We start from the raw sequence: 25,332 nt of genomic DNA on the forward strand, positions 1-25,332 counted from the left end.
AGGTCGTGAGCAACGGCGCGCGAATCGAGCTGCTCAGCCCGCGACTGGCGAACCAGATTGCCGCGGGTGAGGTGGTCGAACGCCCGGCTTCGGTGATCAAGGAGCTGCTGGAAAACAGCCTCGACTCCGGCGCCAAACGCATCGACGTCGATGTGGAGCAGGGCGGCGTCAAACTGCTGCGTGTGCGCGACGATGGCAGCGGCATTTCCGCCGATGACCTGCCTTTGGCCCTGGCCCGTCACGCCACCAGCAAGATCCGCAACCTGGAAGACCTCGAACAGGTCATGAGCCTGGGGTTTCGCGGCGAGGCCCTGGCATCGATCAGCTCCGTCGCGCGCCTGACCCTGACCTCCCGCACCCGCGACGCCGATCAGGCCTGGCAGGTCGAGACCGAGGGTCGGGACATGGCGCCCCGTGTGCAGCCTGCGGCCCATCCGGTGGGCACTTCGGTTGAAGTGCGCGACCTGTTCTTCAATACGCCGGCGCGGCGCAAGTTTCTCAAGACCGAAAAAACCGAATTCGATCACCTGCAAGAAGTGATCAGGCGTCTGGCCTTGGCGCGTTTCGATGTGGCGTTCCATCTGCGCCATAACGGCAAGACCATCCTCAGCCTGCACGAGGCCCATGATGATGCGGCCCGTGCCCGGCGCGTGGCGGCGATCTGCGGGCCGGGTTTCCTCGAGCAAGCGCTGCCGATCGAAATCGAGCGCAACGGCCTGCATCTATGGGGCTGGGTCGGCTTGCCGACCTTCAACCGCAGCCAGGCCGATTTGCAGTATTTCTTCGTCAATGGCCGTGCCGTGCGCGACAAACTGGTGGCCCACGCGGTGCGCCAAGCCTATCGCGACGTGCTGTTCAACGGTCGACACCCGACCTTCGTGCTGTTTTTCGAAGTCGATCCGACCGGCGTCGACGTCAACGTGCACCCGACCAAGCACGAAGTGCGCTTCCGTGAAGGGCGCATGGTTCACGATTTCCTCTACGGCACCTTGCACCGCGCCTTGGGCGATGTGCGACCGGACGATCATCTGGCGGCGCCGGTTGCCACGGCCATCGTCCGGCCTACCGGCCTCGAAGCCGGTGAATTCGGGCCCCAGGGCGAAATGCGCCTGGCCGCCAATGCGCTGCTGGAACAGCCCCAGGCTCAGCCGTCGATCAATACGCCGGCGGGCTCGGGTTCTGGCGCGGGTTATCAATATCAGTACACGCCGCGTCCGCAGTCCGGAGTTCCTGTCGCCGAAGCGCAGGCCGCCTATCGCGAGTTTTTTGCGCCGCTGCCCGAGGCCAATGCCGTTGCGCTGCCGGCGGGGCAGGACGACATCCCGCCGCTGGGTTATGCGCTGGCACAACTCAAGGGCATCTACATTCTTTCGGAAAACGCTCAGGGCCTGGTGCTGGTGGACATGCACGCCGCCCACGAGCGGATCATGTATGAGCGGCTGAAGGTTGCCATGGCCAGTGAGGGCCTGAGCGGCCAGCCGTTGCTGGTGCCGGAGTCCCTGGCCGTCAGTCAGCGTGAAGCCGATTGCGCCGAGGAGCATGTCGCCTGGTTCCAGCGCCTGGGCTTTGAATTGCAGCGCCTGGGCCCGGAAACCCTGGCGATCCGGCAGATCCCGGCACTGCTCAAGCAGGCCGAAGCCAACCGTTTGGTCGCCGACGTCCTGGCTGATCTGATGGAGTTCGGCACCAGCGACCGCATTCAGGCGCACCTGAACGAATTGCTCGGGACCATGGCCTGCCACGGTGCGGTCCGGGCAAATCGACGCCTGGCCCTGCCGGAAATGAACGGTCTGCTGCGTGACATGGAAATCACCGAGCGCAGCGGTCAATGCAACCATGGCCGACCGACCTGGACCCAACTGGGCCTGGACGATCTGGACAAACTGTTCTTGCGCGGTCGTTGATGAGCCAGTTCCCACCTGCGATTTTCCTGATGGGCCCGACCGCCGCCGGCAAGACCGACCTGGCCATCGAGCTCACCAAGGTCCTGCCTTGCGAGTTGATCAGCGTCGATTCGGCGCTGGTCTACCGTGGTATGGATATCGGCACCGCCAAGCCTTCCAAAGAGCTGCTGGCGCAATACCCGCATCGTCTGATCGATATTCTCGACCCGGCCGAGAGCTATTCGGCTGCTGATTTCCGCCGTGATGCCCTGGAAGCCATGGCCGATATCACCGCGCGCGGAAAAATTCCGCTGCTGGTGGGCGGCACCATGCTCTATTACAAGGCTTTGGTTGAAGGTCTGGCGGATATGCCGGCCGCCGATCCCGAGGTCCGCGCGCAAATCGAAGAAGAGGCTGCGCGCCTTGGCTGGCAAGCCTTGCACGAACAATTGGCGGTGATCGATCCGGAGTCCGCGGTGCGAATACATCCGAACGATCCCCAGCGATTGAGTCGAGCACTGGAGGTTTATCGTGTCAGCGGTCAAAGCATGACCGCCCTGCGATTGCAACAATCTGTGCAAAGTACCGAAGCAGCCGCTTCGGGACTGCAACAATTGCCCTATACTGTCGCGAACTTGGCCATTGCCCCGGCAAATCGCCAGGTACTGCACGAGCGAATTAAACAAAGATTCACTTTAATGTTGGAACAGGGATTCATTGACGAGGTCGTAGCCCTGCGTAATAGAGGTGACCTGCATGCCGGGTTGCCGTCTATACGTGCAGTAGGCTACCGCCAAGTCTGGGACTACCTGGATGGCAAGCTGACGTCAGCCGAGATGCAGGAGCGTGGAATCATTGTCACGCGCCAATTGGCGAAACGCCAGTTCACCTGGCTGCGCAGTTGGACTGATCTGCATTGGCTGGACAGTCTGGATTGCGACAATCTGCCGCGCGCCTTGAAATACCTTGGGACCATCTCCATATTGAGCTGAGTCCTTGCAATTGCCGTCTATCCTTGGGGGTGTGGCGGCTAAAGCCATCTGTTTACCTATTTTTTATATTGAATCCTTAAAGGAGTGCGGCACATGTCAAAAGGGCATTCGCTACAAGACCCTTACTTGAATACTTTACGTAAAGAGAAAGTTGGGGTGTCCATCTACCTGGTCAACGGTATCAAACTGCAAGGCACGATCGAGTCTTTCGACCAGTTCGTTATCCTGCTGAAAAACACCGTCAGCCAGATGGTCTACAAACACGCGATCTCTACAGTGGTGCCGGTTCGTCCAATTCGTCTGCCTAGCGCAACCGAATCCGAAGCTGGTGACGCTGAGCCAGGTAACGCCTGATAGGAGTCTCCTTTGTTCTTTGAGCGCCACGGTGGTGGTGAGCGAGCCATTCTCGTTCACTTGGATGGACAGGACCCTGAGGCGCGCGAAGATCCGCAGGAGTTTCAGGAGTTGGCTATTTCGGCTGGCGCCGAGACCGTCGCGTTTTTCAACGTGCCGCGTCATCGGCCAACCGCCAAAACCCTGATCAGCAGCGGCAAGGTCGAAGAATTGCGCGACTTGGTCCAGGCCGAACAGGTCGATCTGGTGATTTTCAATCACATCCTCACGCCCAGTCAGGAACGTAACCTCGAACGTATTTTCGAGTGTCGCGTGATCGACCGCACGGGTTTGATTCTCGATATCTTCGCTCAACGCGCCCGCACCCATGAAGGCAAGCTCCAGGTCGAACTGGCCCAGCTTGAGCACATGAGTACGCGGCTGGTTCGCGGCTGGACTCACCTTGAACGACAGAAAGGCGGTATCGGCCTGCGCGGTCCGGGTGAAACCCAGCTGGAAACCGACCGGCGCCTGTTGCGGGTTCGCCTGAGGCAGATCAAGGGACGCCTGGAAAAGGTCCGCAGCCAGCGTGAGCAATCGCGCCGCGGCCGCAAACGGGCTGACATTCCGACGGTTTCACTGGTGGGTTATACCAACGCCGGCAAATCGACGCTGTTCAACTCGGTAACCGATTCCGACGTCTTCGCGGCTGACCAGTTGTTCGCCACCCTCGACCCGACCTTGCGCCGACTCGAGCTCGATGACCTCGGTCCGATCGTGCTGGCGGACACCGTGGGCTTCATTCGCCACTTGCCGCACAAGCTGGTCGAGGCATTTCGGGCTACGCTCGAAGAGTCGAGCAACTCCGACCTGTTGCTGCACGTGATCGACTCCCATGAACCCGAGCGTATGGCCCAGATTGAACAGGTCATGGTGGTGCTCGGAGAGATCGGGGCTCAAGACTTGCCGATCCTGGAGGTCTATAACAAACTCGATTTGCTCGAGGGCGTGGAGCCGCAGATCCAGCGCGATGCCGATGGCAAACCGCAGCGGGTCTGGCTTTCGGCGAAAGATGGTACGGGTCTTGACCTGCTCAAGCAGGCCGTGGCCGAGCTGCTTGGCGATGAGTTGTTTGTTGGCACCTTGCGCTTGCCGAACCGATTTGCTCGACTGCGTGCGCAGTTTTTCGAACTTGGTGCGGTACAGAAAGAAGAACACGATGACGAAGGTATCAGTTTACTGGCCGTTCGTTTGCCACGAGCCGAATTGAATCGGCTGGTGAGCCGCGAAGGTTTGCAACCGATGGAATTCATCGAGCAACACACTTTGCAATAAAAGCCTGAGAAAGCGGTTGTGTCGTGGTGACAGGCATTCTGTAGCATTGGTCGGCGCGCCGTGGGTGCGTCTTTGCTTTATCAGATGGAGAGCGCTATGGCTTGGAATGAGCCGGGTGGCAACTCGAATAATCAGGATCCTTGGGGTGGCAAGCGTCGTAACAACGGCGACCGCAAGGGACCACCGGATCTCGACGAGGCCTTCCGAAAGCTGCAGGAAAGCCTGAACGGTTTGTTCGGTGGTGGTAAGAAACGTAGTGGCGACGACGGCGGTGGTCCGGGCAAGAGTGGCGGCTTTGGCGGCCTGCTCGGCATCGGTCTGGTCGTGCTGGCCGCCGTTTGGCTGTACAGCGCGGTTTATGTCGTCGACGAGCAGGAGCAAGCCGTGGTGCTGCGCTTAGGCAAGTACTACGAAACCGTGGGTCCGGGCCTGAACATCTACTTCCCGCCGATCGACAGGAAGTACATGGAAAACGTCACGCGTGAGCGTGCCTACACCAAGCAGGGCCAGATGCTGACTGAAGACGAGAACATCGTCGAAGTGCCGCTGACCGTGCAGTACAAGATCAGCAACCTGCAGGACTTCGTGCTGAGCGTCGATCAGCCGGAAATCAGCCTGCAGCACGCGACCGACAGCGCCTTGCGCCATGTGGTGGGTTCCACCGCGATGGACCAGGTCCTGACCGAAGGTCGTGAACTGATGGCCAGCGAGATCAAGGAGCGTCTGCAGCGCTTCATGGACACCTACCGCACCGGTATCACCGTTACCCAGGTCAACGTTCAGAGCGCAGCGGCACCGCGTGAAGTCCAGGAAGCCTTCGATGACGTGATCCGTGCCCGGGAAGACGAGCAGCGTTCGCGTAACCAGGCTGAGACCTATGCCAACGGCGTCGTGCCGGAAGCCCGTGGTCAGGCCCAGCGCATTCTCGAAGATGCCAATGGCTACCGTGACGAAACCGTCTCGCGCGCCAAGGGTGAGGCCGATCGCTTCACCAAACTGGTCGCCGAGTATCGCAAGGCACCTGAAGTCACCCGCCAGCGTCTGTACCTGGACACCATGCAGGAAGTCTTCAGCAACACCAGCAAGGTTCTCGTGACCGGCAACAAGAATGGCCAGAGCAACCTGCTGTACCTGCCTCTGGACAAGATGGTCGAAAGTGGTCGCAGCACCAGCACTCCGGTGACCGGCGCGGCAGCCACCGGCAATGAAGCGAATGCGCGTGCGGCAGCTGATCTGCAGCAACAGCAAGCACGTACCAGGGAGAGTCGCTGATGAGCAATAAATCGCTGATCGCCCTTATTGTCGGCGTCGTCGTGGCGATCGCTGCCTGGAACTGCTTCTACATCGTGGCTCAGACCGAGCGTGCGGTGTTGCTGCAGTTCGGTCGCGTGGTCCAGACCGATGTTCAGCCAGGCCTGCATGTGAAAGTGCCTTACGTTAACCAGGTGCGTAAATTCGACGCACGCCTGATGACGCTGGATGCACCGACACAACGCTTCCTGACGCTGGAAAAGAAAGCCGTGATGGTCGATGCCTACGCCAAGTGGCGCGTGAAGGACGCAGAGCGTTACTACACCGCGACTTCCGGCCTCAAGCAGATCGCCGACGAGCGTCTGTCCCGTCGCCTGGAATCGGGCCTGCGTGACCAGTTCGGTAAGCGCACCCTGCACGAAGTGGTGTCGGGTGAACGTGATGCGCTGATGGCGGATATCACGGCTTCGCTGAACAAGATGGCCGAGAAAGAGCTGGGCATCGAAGTGGTCGATGTTCGGGTCAAGACCATCGACCTGCCGAAAGAAGTGAACCGCAGTGTGTTCGAACGTATGAGCACCGAGCGTGAGCGCGAAGCTCGCGAGCACCGCGCCAAGGGTAACGAGCTGGCCGAAGGCATCCGTGCCGACGCCGATCGTCAACGCCGCGTGCTGCTGGCTGAAGCCTATCGTGAATCCGAAGAGGTTCGCGGTGATGGCGATGCCCAGGCCGCTGCGATCTACTCCAAGGCCTACGGTCAGGATCAGGAGTTCTACGCGTTCTACCGTAGCCTGCGCGCCTACCGTGAAAGCTTCGCGAACAAATCCGACGTCATGGTCCTCGACCCAAGCAGCGACTTCTTCCACTACCTGGAAAAAGCCAAGCCTTGATACGGCGTTGACCTGATTTATCCCCCCGCCGGGCGGCTAAAACCTCTGGCGGGGTGATCCTTTGGGAAAACGTGTGTATGATGCGGCAGCCGGGAAATTCCCGGCTTTTTTGCGTCTGCATGTTTGATTGCTGTTTTAAAGCAGATGCCGGGCCGATTGGCTCGACAGTTTTTCGAGGAAAGTGGTTGGCGAAGCCGGTAGAAGGGCTTTTCGCTCCGTCGCTCATGCGCGTGGTTTGTGCGCAAGCCGATCATTTTCTGCTTCACTCAAGGCTCGCCGACAGGCTGGTCGCCCGGAGATAGGGGAAGGCGTAATGGCAACGGTAGACCGCTGGCTTCTGCCAGATGGCATCGAAGAAGTACTGCCACCGGAAGCTGCGCGTATTGAAGTCGCGCGTCGTCAGGTGTTGGATCTGTTCCAGAGCTGGGGTTACGAGTTTGTCGTGACTCCCCATATCGAGTACCTGGAATCCCTGCTGACCGGCGCGGGCCAGGACCTGGATCTGCGCACCTTCAAGGTCATCGACCCGCAATCGGGCCGTCAGATGGGTTTCCGTGCCGACATCACGCCGCAAGTGGCGCGCATCGATGCGCACACTCTGCGTCGTGAAGGCCCAAGCCGCCTGTGCTATGCCGGTAGTGTCCTGCACGCTCAGCCTCGCGCCTTGTCGTCCTCGCGCAGCCCGATTCAACTGGGTGCCGAGTTGTACGGCGACGCCAGCCCGAGCAGCGACGTCGAAGTCATCAGCCTGATGTTGGCGATGCTGCAACTGGCCGATGTGCCGGATGTGCACATGGACCTAGGTCATGTCGGTATCTACCGTGGGCTGGCCCGCGCCGCCGGTTTGTCCGGTGAAGTCGAGCAACAGTTGTTCGATGCCTTGCAACGTAAGGCCATTGACGAGGTCATTACCTTGACCGAAGGCTTGCCTGCCGATCTGTCGGGCATGCTGCGCGCGTTGGTCGACCTGTGTGGCGGTCGTGAAGTGCTGGCTGCGGCCCGCGAGCGTCTGGCCAAGGCGCCGGCTCCTGTTCTGGCAGCGCTGGACGACTTGCTGGCGATTGCCGAGCGGCTGTCCGGGCGTTTCCCTGAGCTGCCGCTGTATTTCGACCTGGGCGAGCTGCGCGGTTACCACTACCACACCGGTGTGGTGTTCGCCGTGTTCGTACCGGGTGTTGGCCAGTCCATTGCCCAAGGCGGTCGTTACGACGACATCGGCGCCGACTTCGGTCGCGCCCGTCCGGCTACCGGCTTTTCCACCGATTTGAAAACCCTGGTGACCCTGGGGCGTGCTGAGATCGAGCTACCGTCTGGCGGTATCTGGATGCCTGACAGTACGGATGCGGCACTCTGGCAGCAGGTTTGCCAGTTGCGCAGTGAGGGTCAGCGTGTCGTTCAGGCCTTGCCTGGACAACCTTTGGCCGCCGCCCGTGAAGCGGACTGCGACCGGCAATTGATTCAGCAGAACGGGCTTTGGCAAGTTTCGCCACTGGCTTCTTGAGTTTTCCCGCCGGCTGCCGCCGGCACCAAGTTTGCGCGAATGAGGACAAGTGTTATGGGTAAGAATGTCGTAGTCCTGGGCACCCAATGGGGTGATGAGGGCAAAGGCAAGATCGTTGATCTGCTGACCGAACATGCTGCCGCCGTAGTGCGTTACCAAGGTGGCCACAACGCTGGCCACACCCTGGTGATCGACGGTGAAAAGACCGTCTTGCACCTGATTCCGTCGGGCGTGCTGCGCGAAGGCGTGCAGTGCCTGATCGGCAACGGCGTGGTGGTTGCACCTGACGCCCTGATGCGGGAAATCGTCAAGCTGGAAGAGAAAGGCGTACCGGTGCGCGAGCGCCTGCGTATCAGCCCTTCCTGCCCGCTGATCCTGTCCTACCACGTAGCGCTGGACCAGGCCCGTGAAAAGGCCCGTGGCGAGCTGAAGATCGGCACCACCGGTCGCGGCATCGGCCCGGCGTACGAAGACAAGGTCGCACGTCGCGGCCTGCGCATCGGCGACCTGTTTCACCGCGAGCGTTTCGCCGCCAAGCTGGGCGAGTTGCTGGATTACCACAACTTCGTACTGGTCAATTACTACAAAGAACCAGCCATCGACTTCCAGAAGACTCTGGACGAGTGCATGGAATACGCCGAGCTGCTCAAGCCGATGATGCTGGACGTCACCGCCGAGCTGCACAACCTGCGTCGCGCTGGCAAAGACATCATGTTCGAAGGCGCCCAGGGCTCCCTGCTGGACATCGACCACGGTACCTACCCGTACGTCACCAGCTCCAACACCACCGCTGGCGGTATCGCTACCGGTTCGGGTGTCGGCCCGATGTTCCTGGATTACATCCTCGGCATCACCAAGGCCTACACCACCCGTGTTGGCTCGGGTCCGTTCCCGACTGAGCTGTTCGACGACGTTGGCGCATTCCTGGCCAAGCGTGGCCACGAGTTCGGCGCCACCACCGGCCGTGCCCGTCGTTGCGGCTGGTTCGATGCCGTCATCCTGCGTCGCGCTATCGACGTGAACAGCATCTCGGGCCTGTGCCTGACCAAGCTGGACGTTCTGGACGGCCTGGAAACCATCAACATCTGCGTTGGCTACAAAAACGCTGACGGTGCAGTGATCGACGCACCGACAGACGCCGACAGCTACATCGGCCTGGAGCCGGTGTACGAAGAAATGCCGGGCTGGAGCGAGTCGACCCTGGGTGCCAAGACCCTGGAAGAACTGCCGCAGGCTGCGCGTAACTACATCAAGCGTGTCGAAGAGCTGGTTGGCGCGCCGATCGACATTATTTCGACGGGCCCGGACCGCAACGAAACCATCGTTCTGCGCCATCCGTTTGCTTGATAAGTCGTTGATGTGAAACACAAAGGCCCCTTAATTGGGGCCTTTGTCGTTTATGCCTGTCGGGCGGCATGACCTTTGCTGTGAACATTAAAAAAAGCATTGCTTCCGGCGTGCTATCAATTTAATGGCGCCAAAGCAGAGGGATTTCAGATGTCGGCCGTTCTCTCGTTGTTACAAAGCCGTTTGTTGCGGCCTGTGTTCGTTACCCTTGGTATCGCCCTTTTGGTGCAGGTGCTGGTGGCTGTTGCTCTGACCCGGAGCACGGTGACCGCGCTGGAGGCCGATCTGGGCCTGCGCCTGGGTGCGGACAGTCAAAAGCTTTCCGCTGAGCTTGAGCAGGCAGGGCGCGAAGTCACGTCGAGCCTCGACAGTCTCTCTTCCAGTACGCGTCAGCGCCTGACAGCCGGTTTGTCCTCGCGTCTGGAGCAAGAGCAGGCGCAATTGCGTTCGACCCTGGAAAAGGACCTGAAGGACTCCGCCAGCGACATGGCGCAGCTTCTGGCTTCCGTCGCGCCCCGCGCCATGTGGGACAGCGACGTTCCGACACTTTCCGAGTTCGCCCGCCGGGCCCAGCGCAATCCCAATGTACTGTTCGTGGTGTATGACGACGCCACCGGCCAGCACCTGACGCGCTACCTCAACCGGGAAAACCCGATCAACAAGGCGCTGCTGGAAAAAGGCCAGGGCGAGCGTGCGCTGGACAAGGTGCTGGATGCGGCGAAGAACGATCCGTCGGTGTTCTACGTCGAGGCCTCGATCAATCCTAACGGCGTAGAAATCGGCAAGGTCCTGATGGGGGTCTCGACTGCATCGGTGGAGACTGATCTGGTGGCCCTCGACAAGCGCTTCTCGGCGTTGATCGCCAGCAGCGATCAACTGGTGGGCGACAGCCTCAAAGGCGCGGCCGCCGACAGCGCAACGGCCATGCGCTCGCGTCTGCAGTCGGCGCAGTCCACGGCGGCTGAAATGAAGGCCAATACCACCAGCACCGTACAGGAAGCCGCTGCAACATTGCGCTGGCGCATCGGCGTGTGTCTGGCGGTGGTGGGTTTCGGTGTCCTGCTGTTGTTGGCGGTGGTGCTCGGTCGCCGAGTGGTCAATCGCCTGAAAATGCTGATCGTAGCCATGGATGACCTGGCGGCGGGCGAGGGCGATCTGACCAAGCGTGTACAGATCAACAGCAAGGATGAAATCGGCGACATGGCCTCGGCGGTCAATCGCTTTGTGGATAAGTTGCAGCCGATCGTGCGCGAGGCGGGCGATGTGGCCCAGCGTACCGGTGTGGAAATCGGTGCGATGACCTTGCGCAATGCCGGTGCCGATGCAGCGGCGGGCATGCAGCGCGACGAGGTGGCGGAGAGTTTGCGTGCGCTGTCGCAAATGGCTGATGAGGCCCAGTCGGAAAGCCACGCCATGCAGGCGGCGCTGAAGCAGGTGGTGGACATCCGTCAGGCGACTGACGAAAACACCCGGACCTCGGCGAAAGTCGGCAGCCTGATCGAGGAGTTGGCCGGTCAAGTCAATACCGGGGCTCAAGTCATCGAGCGCCTGGCGCAGCAAAGTGAGCAGATTGAGGTGGTACTGACGGTGATTCACGGCATCGCCGAGCAGACCAACCTGCTGGCGCTGAACGCGGCGATTGAGGCGGCGCGTGCCGGCGAGACCGGGCGCGGGTTTGCGGTGGTGGCTGATGAGGTGCGGGCGCTGGCGAGCAAGACGCAGAGCTCTACTGGCGATATTCAGGCGCACATCGTGGCGTTGCAGCAAGGTGCGCGTGAGGCGGTAGCGGCGATTGGTCAGGCCGGGCGCCAGGCCAGTGAGGGTTTGCTGGTGCTGCGTGACAGTGCGCGGTTGCAGCAGTCGGTGCAGGCATCGGTCGAGCAGGTGCATGCGGCGATCGGTCTGGCTACCCAGGCCGCGGCGCATCAGGCTCAGGGTGCGCAGGCAGTGCGGGGGCGGGTCCAGACCATTCATGCCCAGGCCGAGAAGGCGGCGCAAGCCGTTGTGGCGACCACGGCGAGCGGCAAGGTGCTCGATGGTCTGGCGGCGCAGTTGAAGGCGAGCCTGGGGCAGTTCAGGGCTTGATCTATTGTCTGTGCCGGCCCCTTCGCGAGCAAGCCCGCTCCCACATTGGCCCTTCGTGAACATCATATTTGTGTTCGACAGAGGACCACTGTGGGAGCGGGCTTGCTCGCGAAAGCGGTTTTAGCGGCTCAGATACATCCGGGTCGTCAGCAAATAGACCGGCAACCCCGACACCAATATCAATAGCGCTGCATAAGGCGCCGCCGCCGCAAACTCCACATTCGCCGTATGCGCCCAGACTTCCGTCGCCAGGGTGTTCAGCCCGGTGGGACTCAACAGCAAGGTCGCTGTCAGCTCCTTCATCGCATCCAGGAACACCAGGGCAAAAGCCGCGCCCAGCGCCGGAAAAATGATTGGCAGTGTCACTCGACAGAACGCACGGAATGACGAGGCTCCCAATGTGCGAGCCGCCTCCTCAAGTTGCGGTGCCGCCTTGTTCAGGGCGGTGCGGATCGGCGCCTGGGCCAGCGGCAGAAACAGCAGGGCATAGGCAATCAGCAGCAATGCCGAAGTCTGGTAAAGCATCGGCACGTAATGCAGGGCGAAATACACCAGGGTCAGGGCAATGACCAGCCCCGGCAGGGCGTGCAGCAGATACGGCAGGCGCTCGGCCCAGATCGCCAGTTGGCCTTTGTAGCGCACGACCAGCAGGCCGACCGGCACTGCCAGCACCAGGCACAGTGCAGCGCCACCCAGCGACAGTGCTAGGGATGACAGCAATGCTTCGCCGATTGCCGTCACGGGAAAGGCGGCCGATGATCCTACCGCCAACCAGTAGGCCAGCATCCCCAGCGGAATCCCGCTGCCAATGATTGCCAGCAGCAGGCAATAAAGCTGTCCCGCCACAGCCCAGGGACCCAGTTGAACCTGTTCCGCGCGTCGTGCCGCGCCCTGGCCGGTGCGCACGTGCCGACCCTTGCCGCGCACGCGCAGCTCCAGCCACAGCAGTGCCAGGCACAACATCAGCAGTACGGCGGAGAGCATCGCCGCGTTGGCATTGCTGAACTCCAACTCGAACTGCTGATAGATCGCCGTGGTGAAGGTTTGCAGGCCGATGATCGACAAGGCGCCGAACTCCACCAGCATGTGCAGGGCAATCAGCAACGAACCCGCCAGCAGCGAAGGCCAGAGCAGGGGCAGGGTGACCTTGAAAAATACCCCCCAACGATTCTGCCCCAGCGTGCGCGCGGACTCTTCGAGGGACGGGTCAAGGTTGCGCAGCGTTGCCGCCACGGGCAGGAAAATCAGCGGGTATTTGGACAGGCTCATCACGAGGATAGCCCCGCCAAGTCCCTCGAAATGAGCGCTGAGGGAAACCCAGGTGAAGCTGCTGACAAATGCCGGAACGGCGAACGGCAAGCAGAGGATCACGCCCCACAATCGTCGGCCCGGCAGATTGCTGCGCTCCAGCAACCAGGCCAGCGACAAGCCGATTACCCCGCAAACAACGGTGACGCCAATCATCAATGCGAGCGTGTTGCGCAGCAAGCCGAACACATAAGGTCGCCATAGCAAATGCAGTGCTTCTGCCCAGCCCGCCTGCCAGGCTTTCAGGCCGACATACAGCAGCGGCAGGAGACTGAGCGCCACCAGCAGCAACACGGGCAGTATCAGCCAGATAGACGGCCGCCTGCGCCGTGGCGCGTACAGTGAGGCACCCATCAATTCAGGCCAACGTCGCGTTCCAGGTCCAGCGCTTGTTCGGCGTTGCCGAGGTCGGCAGGCGTGACTTTTGGTGCTTCCAGTTCGCTGAATGGCTTGAGCCCGCGATCAGATTCCATGCCTTTGTGCAGCGGGTATTCGGCGGTGGTCTGGGTGATCACGCGCTGGCCTTCCTCGCTAGCCATGTAGGCGAGCAATTGTTGTGCTTCCTTGGGGTGTTTGCTGGATTTGAGCACGGCAGCACTGGAAACCGTGATGAGTCCACCGACGTCGCCGCCAGTGAAGTAATGCAGTTTCGAGTCGAGCTGGCCTTTTTCACGCTGCAGGGCGAACCAGTAGTAGTTGTTGACCAGCACGGTGGCAACTTCGCCATTTTCCACCGCTTTCAAGGCAACCATGTTGTTGCTGTAGGTCTTGCCGAATGCGCGCAGCCCGGTCAGCCATTCTTCGGCGGCGTCCATGCCGTGCACCTTGATGATCGCGACGGCTTGTTCCTGGAAGGCGCCACTGGTAGGCACGAAGCCGACTTTGCCTTGCCACTTTGGGTTGGAGAATTCCATCACCGATGCCGGCAAGTCTTTTTCATCGATCAGCTTGGGGTTGAAGGCGACAACGCGAACCCGGGCAGTCACGCCTATCCAGGTGCCGTTGCCGGCGACGTATTCCTTGGGGAGAACGGCCAGCGTAGCGTCATCCGCCTTGGCCAGCAGACCTTGTTCGCCAAGTTTGTTCAGTGGCGGCGACTCTTCGGTGTAGATCGCGTCGGCGGGGGAGCGATCGCCTTCTTCGACGATCTGGCTGGCGAGCTGGTTGCTGCTGCCTTTGCGCACATTGACGTGGATCCCGGTCTTGGCTTCGAAGGCCTTGGCGACCGCGTCGCCGACTTCTTTGTGCTGGCCGTTGTAGAGGGTCAGGGCAACCGGATCGGCGGCTTGGGTGAGGGGAGTGGCGAGTGCCAGGCCGAGCAGGGTAATGGTCAAGCCGCGGCGCAGGGTATTTCGAAACATCATTCGCAGGGTTCCTCACTGTCGCATTGCAAAAACTTGCAACAATGATAAACGATATTGTTTCTCAAATGCGCCTTGCGGTAGCTGGCATATGTTTGCTAATAGGCTCGCGTCCTTTATAGGAGCGAGCTTGCTCACGATGAATTTGCAGGCGGCGTGTTTTCCAGCTGGAACGCGTCATTGTTCAAGACCATCGCGAGCAAGCTCGCTCCTACAGGTCTCGGGATGTTTTTTGGGAGGCCAGAAACGCAAAAAACCCGCTTTCGCGGGTTTTTGTGAAATCCAAGGCCGTAGCCTTGAATTTGAATTGGTGCCCAGAAGAAGACTCGAACTTCCACGACCTTGCGGTCACCAGCACCTGAAGCTGGCGTGTCTACCAATTTCACCATCTGGGCATTCATCTTCAGCGTTGCCGCTGTTGATGTGGCGAACTATACGGAGAGCATTTTGATCTGTAAACCCCTGATTCTAAAAATAATAAACCAGTGGTCCAAAATGCAAAAACCCGCTTTCGCGGGTTTTTGTGTGAGCCTTGAAATTGAACTAATCTCAAGCTCGAAATTGGTGCCCAGAAGAAGACTCGAACTTCCACGACCTTGCGGTCACCAGCACCTGAAGCTGGCGTGTCTACCAATTTCACCATCTGGGCAGTATCGGCAACGTTGTCCGTCGTCGATGGCGCGCACTATACGGAGCGTCTTTTTAACTGTAAACCCCCAGGGTCAAAAAAACCTGGAAAATTTCGTCAGCGGTCTTCAAAACAGCTTTGCGGTGTCGATACAGGGCTTTAGATGGGTCGTCTTAGCCTGAAATTTCCCGTTTCATTACGCCTATGCCAAACTAACCCGCATATAGACAAGGTGAAAACTCTCTAATGGCCGATTGGCAGTCCCTCGATCCCGAGGCCGCTCGTGAAGCGGAAAAATATGAAAACCCTATTCCTAGCCGTGAACTGATCCTTCAGCACCTTGCTGATCGAGGTTCGCCTGCTAACCGCGAGCAACTGGTCGAAGAGTTTGGTCTGACCACAGAAGACCAGATCGAAGCCCTGCGCCGCCGCCTGCGCGCCATGGAGCGCGATGCTCAACTCATCTATACCCGTCGCGGCACTTATGCTCCGGTGGACAAGCTCGACCTGATCCTGGGTCGCATCAGCGGTCACCGTGATGGCTTCGGCTTCCTGGTGCCGGACGACGGCAGTGACGACCTGTTCATGAGCCCGGCGCAGATGCGTCTGGTGTTCGATGGTGACCGTGCGTTGGCCCGTGTATCCGGCCTGGATCGTCGTGGTCGTCGCGAAGGCATGATCGTCGAAGTGGTTTCCCGGGCTCACGAGAGCATCGTCGGCCGCTACTTCGAAGAGGGTGGCATCGGTTTCGTGGTTGCCGACAACCCGAAGATCCAGCAGGAAGTGCTGGTTACGCCGGGTCGTAATGCCAACGCGCAGATCGGTCAGTTCGTCGAAGTGAAGATTACTCACTGGCCGACGCCACGCTTCCAGCCGCAAGGCGACGTGGTCGAAGTCGTGGGCAACTACATGGCGCCGGGCATGGAGATCGACGTTGCCCTGCGTACCTATGACATTCCTCACGTCTGGCCTGACGCGGTGCTCAAAGAAGCCAGCAAGCTCAAGCCAGAAGTCGAAGAGAAGGACAAAGAGAAGCGCATCGACTTGCGTCATCTGCCGTTCGTCACCATTGACGGCGAAGATGCCCGCGACTTCGACGACGCGGTCTACTGCGAAGCCCGTCCGGGCAAGCTGCGCCTGTTCTCGGGCGGCTGGAAGTTGTACGTGGCGATTGCCGACGTATCCAGCTACGTAAAGCTCGGTTCGGCACTGGATGCCGAAGCGCAGGTTCGCGGCAACTCGGTGTACTTCCCCGAGCGCGTGATTCCGATGCTGCCTGAGCAACTGTCCAACGGTTTGTGCTCGCTGAACCCGCAAGTCGATCGTCTGGCCATGGTTTGCGAGATGACCATCTCCAAAACCGGCGAAATGACCGACTACTGCTTCTACGAAGCGGTGATCCACTCCCATGCGCGCCTGACCTACAACAAGGTCAGCGCCATGCTGGAAACGCCGAAGGCTACCGAAGCGCGCAAATTGCGTGGCGAGTACACCGACGTCGTGCCGCACCTCAAGCAGCTGTACTCGCTGTACAAGGTATTGCTGGCGTCTCGCCATGTGCGTGGTGCGATCGATTTCGAAACTCAGGAAACCCGGATCATCTTCGGTTCCGAGCGCAAGATTGCCGAAATCCGTCCGACTATACGTAACGACGCGCACAAGCTGATCGAGGAATGCATGCTGGCGGCCAACGTGGCTACCGCCGAGTTCCTGAAGAAGCACGAAATCCCGGCGCTGTATCGCGTTCACGATGGTCCGCCACCGGAGCGTCTGGAAAAACTGCGCGCTTTCCTCGGCGAGCTCGGCCTGTCCCTGCACAAAGGCAAGGATGGTCCATCACCGAAGGATTACCAGGCACTGCTGGCCGGTATCAAGGATCGCCCGGATTTCCACCTGATCCAGACCGTCATGCTGCGTTCGTTGAGCCAGGCGGTGTACAGCGCCGATAACCAGGGCCACTTCGGCCTGAATTACGAGGCGTACACGCACTTCACTTCGCCGATCCGTCGCTACCCCGACTTGCTCACGCACCGGGCGATTCGCAGCGTGATCCATTCGAAGCAGAACACCCCGCACGTTCGCCGTGCTGGTGCGATGACCATTCCGAAAGCGCGCATCTATCCGTACGACGAAGCGGCCCTGGAGCAACTCGGCGAGCAGTGCTCGATGAGCGAGCGCCGAGCCGACGAAGCGACCCGCGACGTAGTGAACTGGCTCAAATGCGAGTTCATGAAAGATCGCGTGGGCGAATCGTTCCCGGGTGTGATCACCGCCGTGACCGGTTTTGGTCTGTTCGTCGAGCTGACCGATATCTACGTCGAAGGCCTGGTGCACGTCACCGCGCTGCCGGGCGATTACTACCACTTCGATCCTGTGCACCACCGCTTGGCCGGTGAGCGTACCGGTCGCAGCTTCCGCCTGGGTGATACCGTGGAAGTGCGGGTCATGCGCGTTGACCTCGACGAGCGCAAGATCGACTTCGAGATGGCCGAAAAAACCATCAGCGCGCCGATCGGCCGCAAGAAGCGTGGCACTGAAAGCACAGCACCCGCAGCGAAAGTCGAAGCAGAACCGGCCCCGGCGAAAACCGGTCGTCGCCCTGCCAAGGAAAAGGCTGTGGAAGCCTACCGCCCGAGCGATGCCGCGGCGAAAAACGCCGAAGTGCGCAAAAGCCGTGAAATGAAACAGGCGTTGCTGGCCGGTGCGAAAAGCGGCGGTAAAGCGGCGTCTGGGGGAAAGACCAGTCGGTCGACGCCTGACAAGGCCGTCGGCGGCAAGCCAGCCAAACCGAGCAAACATCGTAAAGGTCCGCCAAAAGCGGGCTCGGCTCCAGCCAAGAGTGGCGGGGCGCGTAAACCTAAGGCCAAGCCATGAGTCAGTTGGAAAAGATCTACGGCGTACATGCTGTAGAAGCGTTGTTGCGTCACCACCCGAAACGCGTCAAGCAGATCTGGTTGGCCGAAGGTCGCAATGACCCTCGGGTCCAGACGCTGATTGAGTTGGCCAACGAAAACCGGGTCCAGGTCGGCCAGGCCGAGCGCCGCGAAATGGACGCCTGGGTTGAAGGCGTGCACCAGGGTGTGGTCGCGGACGTGAGTCCGAGCCAGGTCTGGGGTGAGGCGATGCTCGACGAGCTGCTCGATCGCACCGACGGCGCGCCGTTGTTGCTGGTGCTCGACGGCGTGACCGATCCGCACAACCTCGGCGCTTGCCTGCGTTCCGCCGATGCGGCGGGTGCGCTGGCGGTGATCGTGCCGAAGGACAAGTCGGCGACCCTGACTCCGGTTGTACGAAAAATCGCCTGCGGCGCGGCGGAAGTGATTCCGCTGGTTGCCGTGACCAACCTGGCGCGCACCCTGGAAAAGCTCCAGCAGCGCGGCTTGTGGGTTGTCGGTACGGCCGGTGAAGCTGAGGTCAGCCTGTATGACCAGGATCTGACCGGTCCGACCATCCTGATCATGGGTGCCGAAGGCAAGGGCATGCGTCGCCTGACCCGCGAGCATTGCGACTATCTGGTGAACCTGCCGATGGGCGGTAGCGTCAGCAGTCTCAACGTTTCCGTGGCGACGGGTGTCTGCCTGTTCGAAGCGCAGCGTCAGCGTAGCGTCAAGGCCAAGGCTGCTGCCAAGAAGTCCTGATCCACACGCGCCCCAATGTAGGAGCTGGCTTGCCAGCGAAGGCGGAGTAACATTCAGCAACTATGTTGGATGTAATGCCGCTTTCGCGGGCAAGCCCGCTCCTACAGTGTTTTTTGGCGAGGCATGAATTGGTGGCTGTTCAAATAATCACCAATTACCTTGCGCCTCCCTCGCCCCTTCTCTACAATTGCGCCCCTTGCTGTGATGGCAGGCACCAACGTGTCTAGCGTCCGCAAGTCCATAAGTGTCATTCACTCCTTGTCTGACCGCTTTTGAGCGGCAGGCTACAACCCGTAAGGAGCATTCATGCGTCATTACGAAATCATCTTTTTGGTCCACCCGGATCAAAGCGAGCAAGTCGGCGGCATGGTTGAGCGTTACACCAAGCTGATCGAAGAAGACGGCGGCAAAATCCACCGTCTGGAAGATTGGGGCCGTCGTCAACTGGCCTACGCAATCAACAATGTTCACAAGGCTCACTACGTGATGCTGAACGTTGAGTGCACTGGCAAGGCCCTGGCCGAGCTGGAAGACAACTTCCGCTACAACGATGCAGTGATCCGTAACCTGGTCATCCGTCGCGACGAAGCCGTTACCGGCCAGTCCGAGATGCTCAAGGCTGAAGAAAACCGCAGTGAGCGCCGTGAGCGTCGCGACCGTCCTGAGCACGAAGGCGCTGAAAGCGCTGATAGTGATGACAGCGACAACAGCGATAACGCTGACGAGTAATCCACGGACCTTTTAAGGAGCCAATTACATGGCACGTTTCTTCCGTCGTCGTAAATTCTGCCGCTTCACCGCTGAAGACGTGAAAGAGATCGATTACAAAGATCTCAACACTCTGAAAGCCTACGTATCCGAGACCGGCAAAATCGTTCCAAGCCGCATCACCGGTACCAAAGCTCGTTATCAGCGTCAGCTGGCCACCGCTATCAAGCGCGCCCGCTTCCTGGCCCTGCTGGCCTACACCGACAGCCACGGCCGCTGAGACCGGGCAGTCGACACGTAGCAAAGGATTGAATGCATGCGGGCCATAGCTGAGTTCATCATGCGCGGCCGTATGCAGGCCACTCTGGTAGTGGCTGGATGCGCGGCGATGCCGTTGTTGTATTGGTTGGGTGCTGCCGCCGGATGCCTTGTGCTCCTGCGGCGCGGATTGAGGGACGCCCTGGGCGTTCTTGCTCTGGGACTGCTGCCGGCATTGGCCTGGTGGCTGTACTCCGACGACCCACGGGCACTTCTGGTGCTGCTGGGGTCTGCGAGCCTTGCGTTGGTTTTGCGCGCAAGCGAGTCCTGGAACCGCGTGCTGCTGGTCAGCATAGCGATGGGAGTGGTGTTTTCAGTGGTGTTGGGGACAGCTTTTGCTCCCCAGATCGAGATGCTGGCGCAGGCTTTGATCAAAGTCATGCCGTCGCTACTCGGCGATGTCTACCAGAAATTGTCGGTAGACGAACAAGCGCGTTTCGCGTCCCTGATTGCACCGGTCCTGACCGGCCTGATTGCGGCGTTGTTGCAAATCGTCAGCTTGCTGAGCCTGCTTGTCGGGCGCTACTGGCAGGCGTTGTTGTACAACCCGGGCGGTTTTGGTCGCGAGTTTCGCGCCATCCGCTTCTCGCTGTTGCCGGCGATGTTGCTGCTGGCGTGCATGCTTCTGGGGCCGAATCTCGGTTCACAGATGGCCATGTTGACGCCGTTGTGCAGCGTACCGCTGGTGTTCGCCGGGCTGGCCCTGATTCACGGGCTGGTGGCGCAGAAGCGACTGGCCAGGTTCTGGCTGGTGGGGTTGTACGTGACGCTGTTGCTGTTCATGCAACTGATCTATCCGTTGCTGGTGGTCCTGGCCATCGTCGACAGCCTGATTGATTTTCGCGGTCGTTCGGCACCGAAAGATGCCGATAACGCGAACGGTGAAGGTTAAAAGTTAAGAGGATTTTCACATGCAACTGATCCTTCTGGAAAAAGTCACCAACCTGGGCAACCTGGGTGACAAAGTGAACGTTAAGGCTGGTTACGGTCGTAACTACCTGCTGCCTTACGGCAAAGCTACCGCTGCGACCCCAGCCAACCTGGCTGCGTTCGAAGAGCGTCGTGCTGAGCTGGAAAAAGCTGCAGCAGATCGTAAATCGTCGGCTGAAAGCCGCGCTGCCCAACTGGCCGAGCTGGAAGTGACCATCACTGCCACCGCTGGCGACGAAGGCAAGCTGTTCGGTTCGATCGGTACTCACGACATCGCTGACGCACTGACCGCCTCCGGCGTTGAAGTGCAGAAGAGCGAAGTTCGTCTGCCGAACGGCACCATCCGCAACGTAGGCGAATTCGACGTAGCCGTGCACCTGCACGCCGAAGTTGAAGCCACCGTACGCGTTGTCGTGGTAGCAGCTTAAGCAGCACTTGTCGGCTGGCACCCTCGGGTGCTTGCCGGTAACATCGGGCACGATCCTGTTTACAGGTCGTGCCCTTTGTCTTTCTGAACCCCCTGCTTTTTATCACCAAGAATCAAGAGGCCATGAACGATATCTCCGCTCCTGAGCAATACGATCTGCAAACCGCCGCGCTGAAGGTGCCGCCGCATTCCATCGAGGCCGAACAGGCCGTGCTCGGTGGTCTGATGCTGGACAACAACGCCTGGGAGCGTGTGCTCGATCAAGTCTCCGACGGCGATTTCTATCGACATGACCACCGTCTGATCTTCCGTGCGATCGCCAAGCTGGCCGATCAGAACATGCCGATCGACGTCGTGACCCTGTCCGAGCAACTGGACAAGGAAGGTCAGACTTCGCAAGTCGGCGGCCTCGGCTACCTCGGCGAATTGGCGAAAAACACCCCGTCCGTCGCCAACATCAAGGCCTATGCGCAGATCGTTCGCGAGCGGGCGACGTTGCGCCAACTGATCGGTATCAGTACCGAAATCGCCGACAGCGCATTCAACCCTGAGGGTCGCACTGCCGCCGAGATTCTCGACGAGGCTGAACGGCAGATCTTCCAGATCGCCGAAGCCCGACCGAAAACCGGTGGCCCGGTGGGCGTCAATGACCTGCTGACCAAGGCCATCGACCGTATCGACACCTTGTTCAACACCGACAACGCCATTACCGGGCTGTCCACGGGTTACACCGACCTCGACGAGAAAACCAGCGGCCTGCAACCGTCCGACCTGATCATCGTCGCTGGCCGTCCATCCATGGGTAAAACCACCTTTGCGATGAACCTGGTGGAAAACGCCGTGTTGCGCAGCGAGAAGGCCGTCCTGGTTTACTCCCTCGAGATGCCAGGCGAATCGCTGATCATGCGTATGCTGTCTTCCCTGGGTCGTATCGACCAGACCAAGGTCCGTTCCGGTCAGCTTGAAGACGACGACTGGCCGCGCCTGACCTCGGCGGTCAACCTGCTCAATGACCGCAAGCTGTTCATCGACGATACCGCCGGCATCAGCCCATCGGAAATGCGCGCCCGGACCCGCCGTCTGGTACGTGAACATGGCGAAGTCGGCTTGATCATGATCGACTACCTGCAACTGATGCAGATCCCGGGTTCCAGTGGCGATAACCGGACCAACGAGATTTCCGAAATCTCCCGGTCCCTGAAAGCCCTGGCGAAAGAATTCCAATGCCCGGTGGTGGCGTTGTCCCAGCTCAACCGTTCCCTGGAGCAGCGGCCGAACAAGCGTCCGGTGAACTCCGACTTGCGGGAATCCGGAGCGATCGAGCAGGATGCCGACGTGATCATGTTCGTGTATCGCGACGAGGTGTATCACCCGGAAACCGAGCACAAGGGCATTGCTGAAATCATCATCGGCAAGCAGCGGAACGGCCCGATCGGCTTTATCCGCCTGGCCTTCATCGGCAAGTACACCCGCTTCGAGAACCTGGCGCCGGGCAGTTACAACTTCGACGACGACGAGTAACTGTTGACGCAGGGCCCTTGTGGCGAGGGGGCTTGTCGGGACGCCGCACCGCCCCGTTCGGCTGCGAAGCGGTCGTAAATCAGCCAACTCGTTTCATCTGGAGAATGGCGACCGCAGGTTTTGGGGTCGCTTCGCAACCCAGCGGGGGCAAGCCCCCTCGCCACAGGGGTTGTGTGTTGCTCAAGGGAGCTGCACTAAAACAGCTCCCACCAATTTCCGACCATAGCCGTCGGAATTGGTCAAAATTTGTGCTATATTCCGCGCCCGCGAAATTCAATGAAAGCCAACACCGGTTATCGACATGCAAGCAGCCAAGCCGTTATTTGACTATCCCAAGTACTGGGCCGAATGTTTCGGGCCAGCGCCGTTCCTGCCCATGAGCAGGGAGGAGATGGATCAGCTCGGCTGGGATTCCTGCGACATCATCATCGTTACCGGTGATGCCTACGTCGATCACCCGTCGTTCGGCATGGCGATCATCGGCCGGCTGCTGGAGTCCCAGGGCTTCCGCGTCGGGATCATTGCCCAGCCGAACTGGCAGTCCAAAGACGACTTCATGAAGCTCGGCGAGCCGAACCTGTTCTTCGGTGTCGCGGCCGGCAACATGGACTCGATGATCAACCGCTACACCGCGGACAAGAAAATCCGTTCCGACGATGCCTACACGCCGGGTGGCCTGGCCGGCAAGCGTCCGGACCGCGCCAGCCTGGTCTACAGCCAGCGCTGCAAGGAAGCCTACAAGCACGTGCCGATCGTGCTCGGCGGTATCGAAGCATCCCTGCGCCGTATCGCGCATTACGATTACTGGCAGGACCGGGTCCGCAACTCGATCCTGATCGACGCCTGCGCCGACATTCTGCTCTACGGCAACGCCGAGCGTGCGATCGTCGAAGTCGCCCAGCGTCTGTCGTTCGGTCACAAGATCGAAGACATCACCGACGTGCGCGGCACCGCATTCATCCGACGTGATACGCCGAAAGACTGGTACGAAGTCGACTCCACGCGCATCGACCGTCCGGGCAAGATCGACAAGATCATCAACCCGTATGTGAACACCCAGGACACACAGGCCTGCGCCATCGAGCAGGAGAAGGGTCCGGTCGAGGATCCGCAGGAAGCCAAGGTCGTACAGATCCTGGCCAGCCCGCGTATGACTCGCGACAAGACCGTAATCCGTCTGCCGTCGGTTGAAAAAGTCCGTGGCGATGCGGTGCTTTATGCCCACGCCAACCGTGTGTTGCACCTGGAAACCAACCCGGGCAATGCCCGCGCGCTGGTGCAGAAGCACGGTGAAGTCGACGTCTGGTTCAACCCGCCGCCGATTCCGATGACCACCGAAGAAATGGACTACGTGTTCGGCATGCCTTATGCGCGCATTCCGCACCCGGCGTACGGCAAGGAGAAGATCCCGGCCTACGACATGATCCGTTTCTCGGTGAACATCATGCGTGGCTGCTTCGGCGGCTGCACCTTCTGCTCGATCACCGAGCACGAAGGCCGGATCATCCAGAACCGTTCCCACGAGTCGATCATTCGCGAAATCGAAGAGATTCGTGACAAGGTCCCGGGCTTTACTGGCGTGATCTCCGACCTCGGCGGCCCGACCGCGAACATGTACCGCATTGCGTGCAAGAGCCCGGAAATCGAATCCGCCTGCCGCAAGCCATCGTGCGTGTTCCCTGGCATCTGCCCGAACCTGAATACCGACCACTCGGCGCTGATTCAGCTGTACCGCAGCGCCCGTGAGTTGCCGGGCGTGAAGAAGATCCTGATCGCTTCCGGCCTGCGCTATGACCTCGCGGTCGAATCGCCGGAGTACGTCAAGGAACTGGTGACCCACCACGTCGGTGGCTACCTGAAGATCGCCCCGGAACACACCGAGGAAGGTCCGCTCAACCAGATGATGAAACCGGGCATCGGCAGCTATGACAAGTTCAAGCGCATGTTCGAGAAGTACTCCAAGGAAGCGGGCAAGGAGCAGTACCTGATTCCGTACTTCATCGCCGCTCACCCGGGCACCACCGATGAAGACATGATGAACCTGGCCCTGTGGCTCAAGGGCAACGGCTTCCGTGCCGACCAGGTGCAGGCGTTCTACCCGTCGCCGATGGCCACCGCCACCGCGATGTACCACTCGGGCAAGAACCCGCTGCGCAAGGTCACCTACAAGAGTGACGCGGTGACCATCGTCAAGAGCGAAGAGCAGCGCCGTCTGCACAAGGCGTTCTTGCGTTATCACGACCCGAAAGGCTGGCCGATGCTGCGCGAAGCACTGACCCGCATGGGCCGCGCCGACCTGATCGGGCCGGGCAAGAACCAGTTGATTCCTTTGCACCAGCCGTCGACTGACAGCTATCAGAGCGCCCGTCGCAAGAACTCGACGCCGGCCGGCAGCCACAAGGTTGCAGGGGAAAAGACCACCAAGATCCTGACCCAGCATACCGGCCTGCCACCACGTGCCAGCGATGGCGGCAACCCGTGGGACAAGCGCGAACAGGCCAAGGCTGCGGCGTTCGCCCGCAACCAGCAGGCGGCCAAGGAGCGCAAGGATGCGGCCAAGGGCAAGGGCCCCAAACCGACCCGCAAGCCGGTCGTGCCGCGCTAAGCCTCGCTTGAGCTGAACAGAACGCCAACCTTCGGGTTGGCGTTTTGCATTCAAGGCTTGAAAAAATGTACTGGAGCTACTGGCCTGCTCGCGAAGAGGCCGGAATTGCCAACCAATTTTTGGTTGATCGCCACATTTACGTGCAATCGATACAAACCATTTTCCTGCATCGCCCGATTTTGGTGCTGTACTGCCTCAGGCAACCGAAGAAAGCGCCAGCGCTGCTGGATGGCATAAGTCTTGCGCGCTTTCCAATACGCTTAAGGCTCGC

Annotated in this window: 19 protein-coding genes and 2 tRNA genes; 17 read left to right on the forward strand and 4 right to left on the reverse strand. The window is 60.1% G+C overall.

From position 1 onward, the window contains the following. Positions 1–5 precede the first annotated feature (5 nt). The 9 genes from mutL to AC1DVE_RS06965 all read left to right on the forward strand — a co-directional run bounded on the left by mutL (position 6) and on the right by AC1DVE_RS06965 (position 11,617). Positions 6–1,904 (forward strand): DNA mismatch repair endonuclease MutL, encoded by a 1,899-nt coding sequence (gene mutL / locus AC1DVE_RS06925; protein WP_223461726.1) that lies wholly within the window; start codon positions 6–8, stop codon positions 1,902–1,904. Continuing rightward, on the forward strand, positions 1,904–2,875 hold the full coding sequence (gene miaA / locus AC1DVE_RS06930) for a tRNA (adenosine(37)-N6)-dimethylallyltransferase MiaA (protein ID WP_223461552.1): 972 nt from the start codon (positions 1,904–1,906) through the stop codon (positions 2,873–2,875). Before mutL ends, miaA begins: the two co-directional genes overlap by 1 nt. Before the next feature lie 93 nt (positions 2,876–2,968). After that, a complete protein-coding gene (gene hfq / locus AC1DVE_RS06935; protein ID WP_007902656.1) occupies positions 2,969–3,229 on the forward strand; it encodes an RNA chaperone Hfq in 261 nt (86 codons plus the stop codon). A 12-nt stretch (positions 3,230–3,241) separates the two neighbouring features. Next, a complete protein-coding gene (gene hflX, locus AC1DVE_RS06940) occupies positions 3,242–4,543 on the forward strand; it encodes a ribosome rescue GTPase HflX (RefSeq protein WP_057712241.1) in 1,302 nt (433 codons plus the stop codon). Between the two features lie 96 nt (positions 4,544–4,639). After that, positions 4,640–5,815, forward strand: coding sequence for an FtsH protease activity modulator HflK (gene hflK, locus AC1DVE_RS06945; RefSeq protein ID WP_223461554.1), 1,176 nt, complete (start codon positions 4,640–4,642; stop codon positions 5,813–5,815). Continuing rightward, the gene (gene hflC / locus AC1DVE_RS06950) at positions 5,815–6,684 is read left to right on the forward strand and encodes a protease modulator HflC (RefSeq protein WP_007973264.1); all 870 of its coding nucleotides are present in this window, start codon (positions 5,815–5,817) and stop codon (positions 6,682–6,684) included. Before hflK ends, hflC begins: the two co-directional genes overlap by 1 nt. A gap of 313 nt (positions 6,685–6,997) precedes the next feature. After that, positions 6,998–8,185 (forward strand): ATP phosphoribosyltransferase regulatory subunit, encoded by a 1,188-nt coding sequence (locus AC1DVE_RS06955; RefSeq protein WP_223461556.1) that lies wholly within the window; start codon positions 6,998–7,000, stop codon positions 8,183–8,185. A gap of 54 nt (positions 8,186–8,239) precedes the next feature. Beyond that, complete coding sequence (locus tag AC1DVE_RS06960) at positions 8,240–9,532, forward strand: adenylosuccinate synthase (protein ID WP_007984000.1); 1,293 nt, start codon at positions 8,240–8,242, stop codon at positions 9,530–9,532. Between the two features lie 150 nt (positions 9,533–9,682). Next, positions 9,683–11,617, forward strand: coding sequence for a methyl-accepting chemotaxis protein (locus tag AC1DVE_RS06965; protein ID WP_223461558.1), 1,935 nt, complete (start codon positions 9,683–9,685; stop codon positions 11,615–11,617). Positions 11,618–11,737: 120 nt separating this feature from the next. On the opposite strand, the gene AC1DVE_RS06970 is transcribed toward AC1DVE_RS06965, so the two are convergent. From AC1DVE_RS06970 to AC1DVE_RS06985, 4 genes are all read right to left on the reverse strand, one after another. Next, positions 11,738–13,279 (reverse strand): ABC transporter permease, encoded by a 1,542-nt coding sequence (locus AC1DVE_RS06970; RefSeq protein WP_223461560.1) that lies wholly within the window; start codon positions 13,277–13,279, stop codon positions 11,738–11,740. Next, positions 13,279–14,289 (reverse strand): extracellular solute-binding protein, encoded by a 1,011-nt coding sequence (locus AC1DVE_RS06975; protein WP_223461562.1) that lies wholly within the window; start codon positions 14,287–14,289, stop codon positions 13,279–13,281. Before AC1DVE_RS06975 ends, AC1DVE_RS06970 begins: the two co-directional genes overlap by 1 nt. 305 nt (positions 14,290–14,594) lie before the next feature. After that, a tRNA-Leu gene (locus AC1DVE_RS06980) sits at positions 14,595–14,681 on the reverse strand. A gap of 167 nt (positions 14,682–14,848) precedes the next feature. Then, positions 14,849–14,935: transfer RNA gene (locus AC1DVE_RS06985), tRNA-Leu, on the reverse strand. 225 nt (positions 14,936–15,160) lie between these two features. Here AC1DVE_RS06985 and rnr point away from each other — a divergent pair. From rnr to AC1DVE_RS07025, 8 genes are all read left to right on the forward strand, one after another. Beyond that, positions 15,161–17,788, forward strand: a complete 2,628-nt coding sequence (rnr, locus tag AC1DVE_RS06990) for a ribonuclease R (RefSeq protein ID WP_223532230.1) — start codon at positions 15,161–15,163, stop codon at positions 17,786–17,788. After that, the gene (rlmB, locus tag AC1DVE_RS06995) at positions 17,785–18,552 is read left to right on the forward strand and encodes a 23S rRNA (guanosine(2251)-2'-O)-methyltransferase RlmB (RefSeq protein WP_095946402.1); all 768 of its coding nucleotides are present in this window, start codon (positions 17,785–17,787) and stop codon (positions 18,550–18,552) included. The genes rnr and rlmB overlap by 4 nt, the downstream gene beginning before the upstream one ends. 306 nt (positions 18,553–18,858) lie before the next feature. After that, a complete protein-coding gene (rpsF, locus tag AC1DVE_RS07000; protein ID WP_008048087.1) occupies positions 18,859–19,281 on the forward strand; it encodes a 30S ribosomal protein S6 in 423 nt (140 codons plus the stop codon). 28 nt (positions 19,282–19,309) lie between these two features. Then, on the forward strand, positions 19,310–19,540 hold the full coding sequence (gene rpsR, locus AC1DVE_RS07005) for a 30S ribosomal protein S18 (RefSeq protein ID WP_002551829.1): 231 nt from the start codon (positions 19,310–19,312) through the stop codon (positions 19,538–19,540). 36 nt (positions 19,541–19,576) lie between these two features. Continuing rightward, on the forward strand, positions 19,577–20,470 hold the full coding sequence (locus AC1DVE_RS07010; RefSeq protein ID WP_223461566.1) for a YybS family protein: 894 nt from the start codon (positions 19,577–19,579) through the stop codon (positions 20,468–20,470). Positions 20,471–20,489: 19 nt separating this feature from the next. Then, positions 20,490–20,936, forward strand: coding sequence for a 50S ribosomal protein L9 (gene rplI, locus AC1DVE_RS07015; RefSeq protein ID WP_034149636.1), 447 nt, complete (start codon positions 20,490–20,492; stop codon positions 20,934–20,936). A gap of 122 nt (positions 20,937–21,058) precedes the next feature. Further along, complete coding sequence (gene dnaB / locus AC1DVE_RS07020) at positions 21,059–22,456, forward strand: replicative DNA helicase (protein ID WP_223447618.1); 1,398 nt, start codon at positions 21,059–21,061, stop codon at positions 22,454–22,456. Positions 22,457–22,757: 301 nt separating this feature from the next. Further along, on the forward strand, positions 22,758–25,061 hold the full coding sequence (locus AC1DVE_RS07025; protein WP_150727873.1) for a YgiQ family radical SAM protein: 2,304 nt from the start codon (positions 22,758–22,760) through the stop codon (positions 25,059–25,061). Positions 25,062–25,332 lie beyond the last annotated feature (271 nt).

This window comes from Pseudomonas sp. P4_B4, from assembly GCF_056402255.1.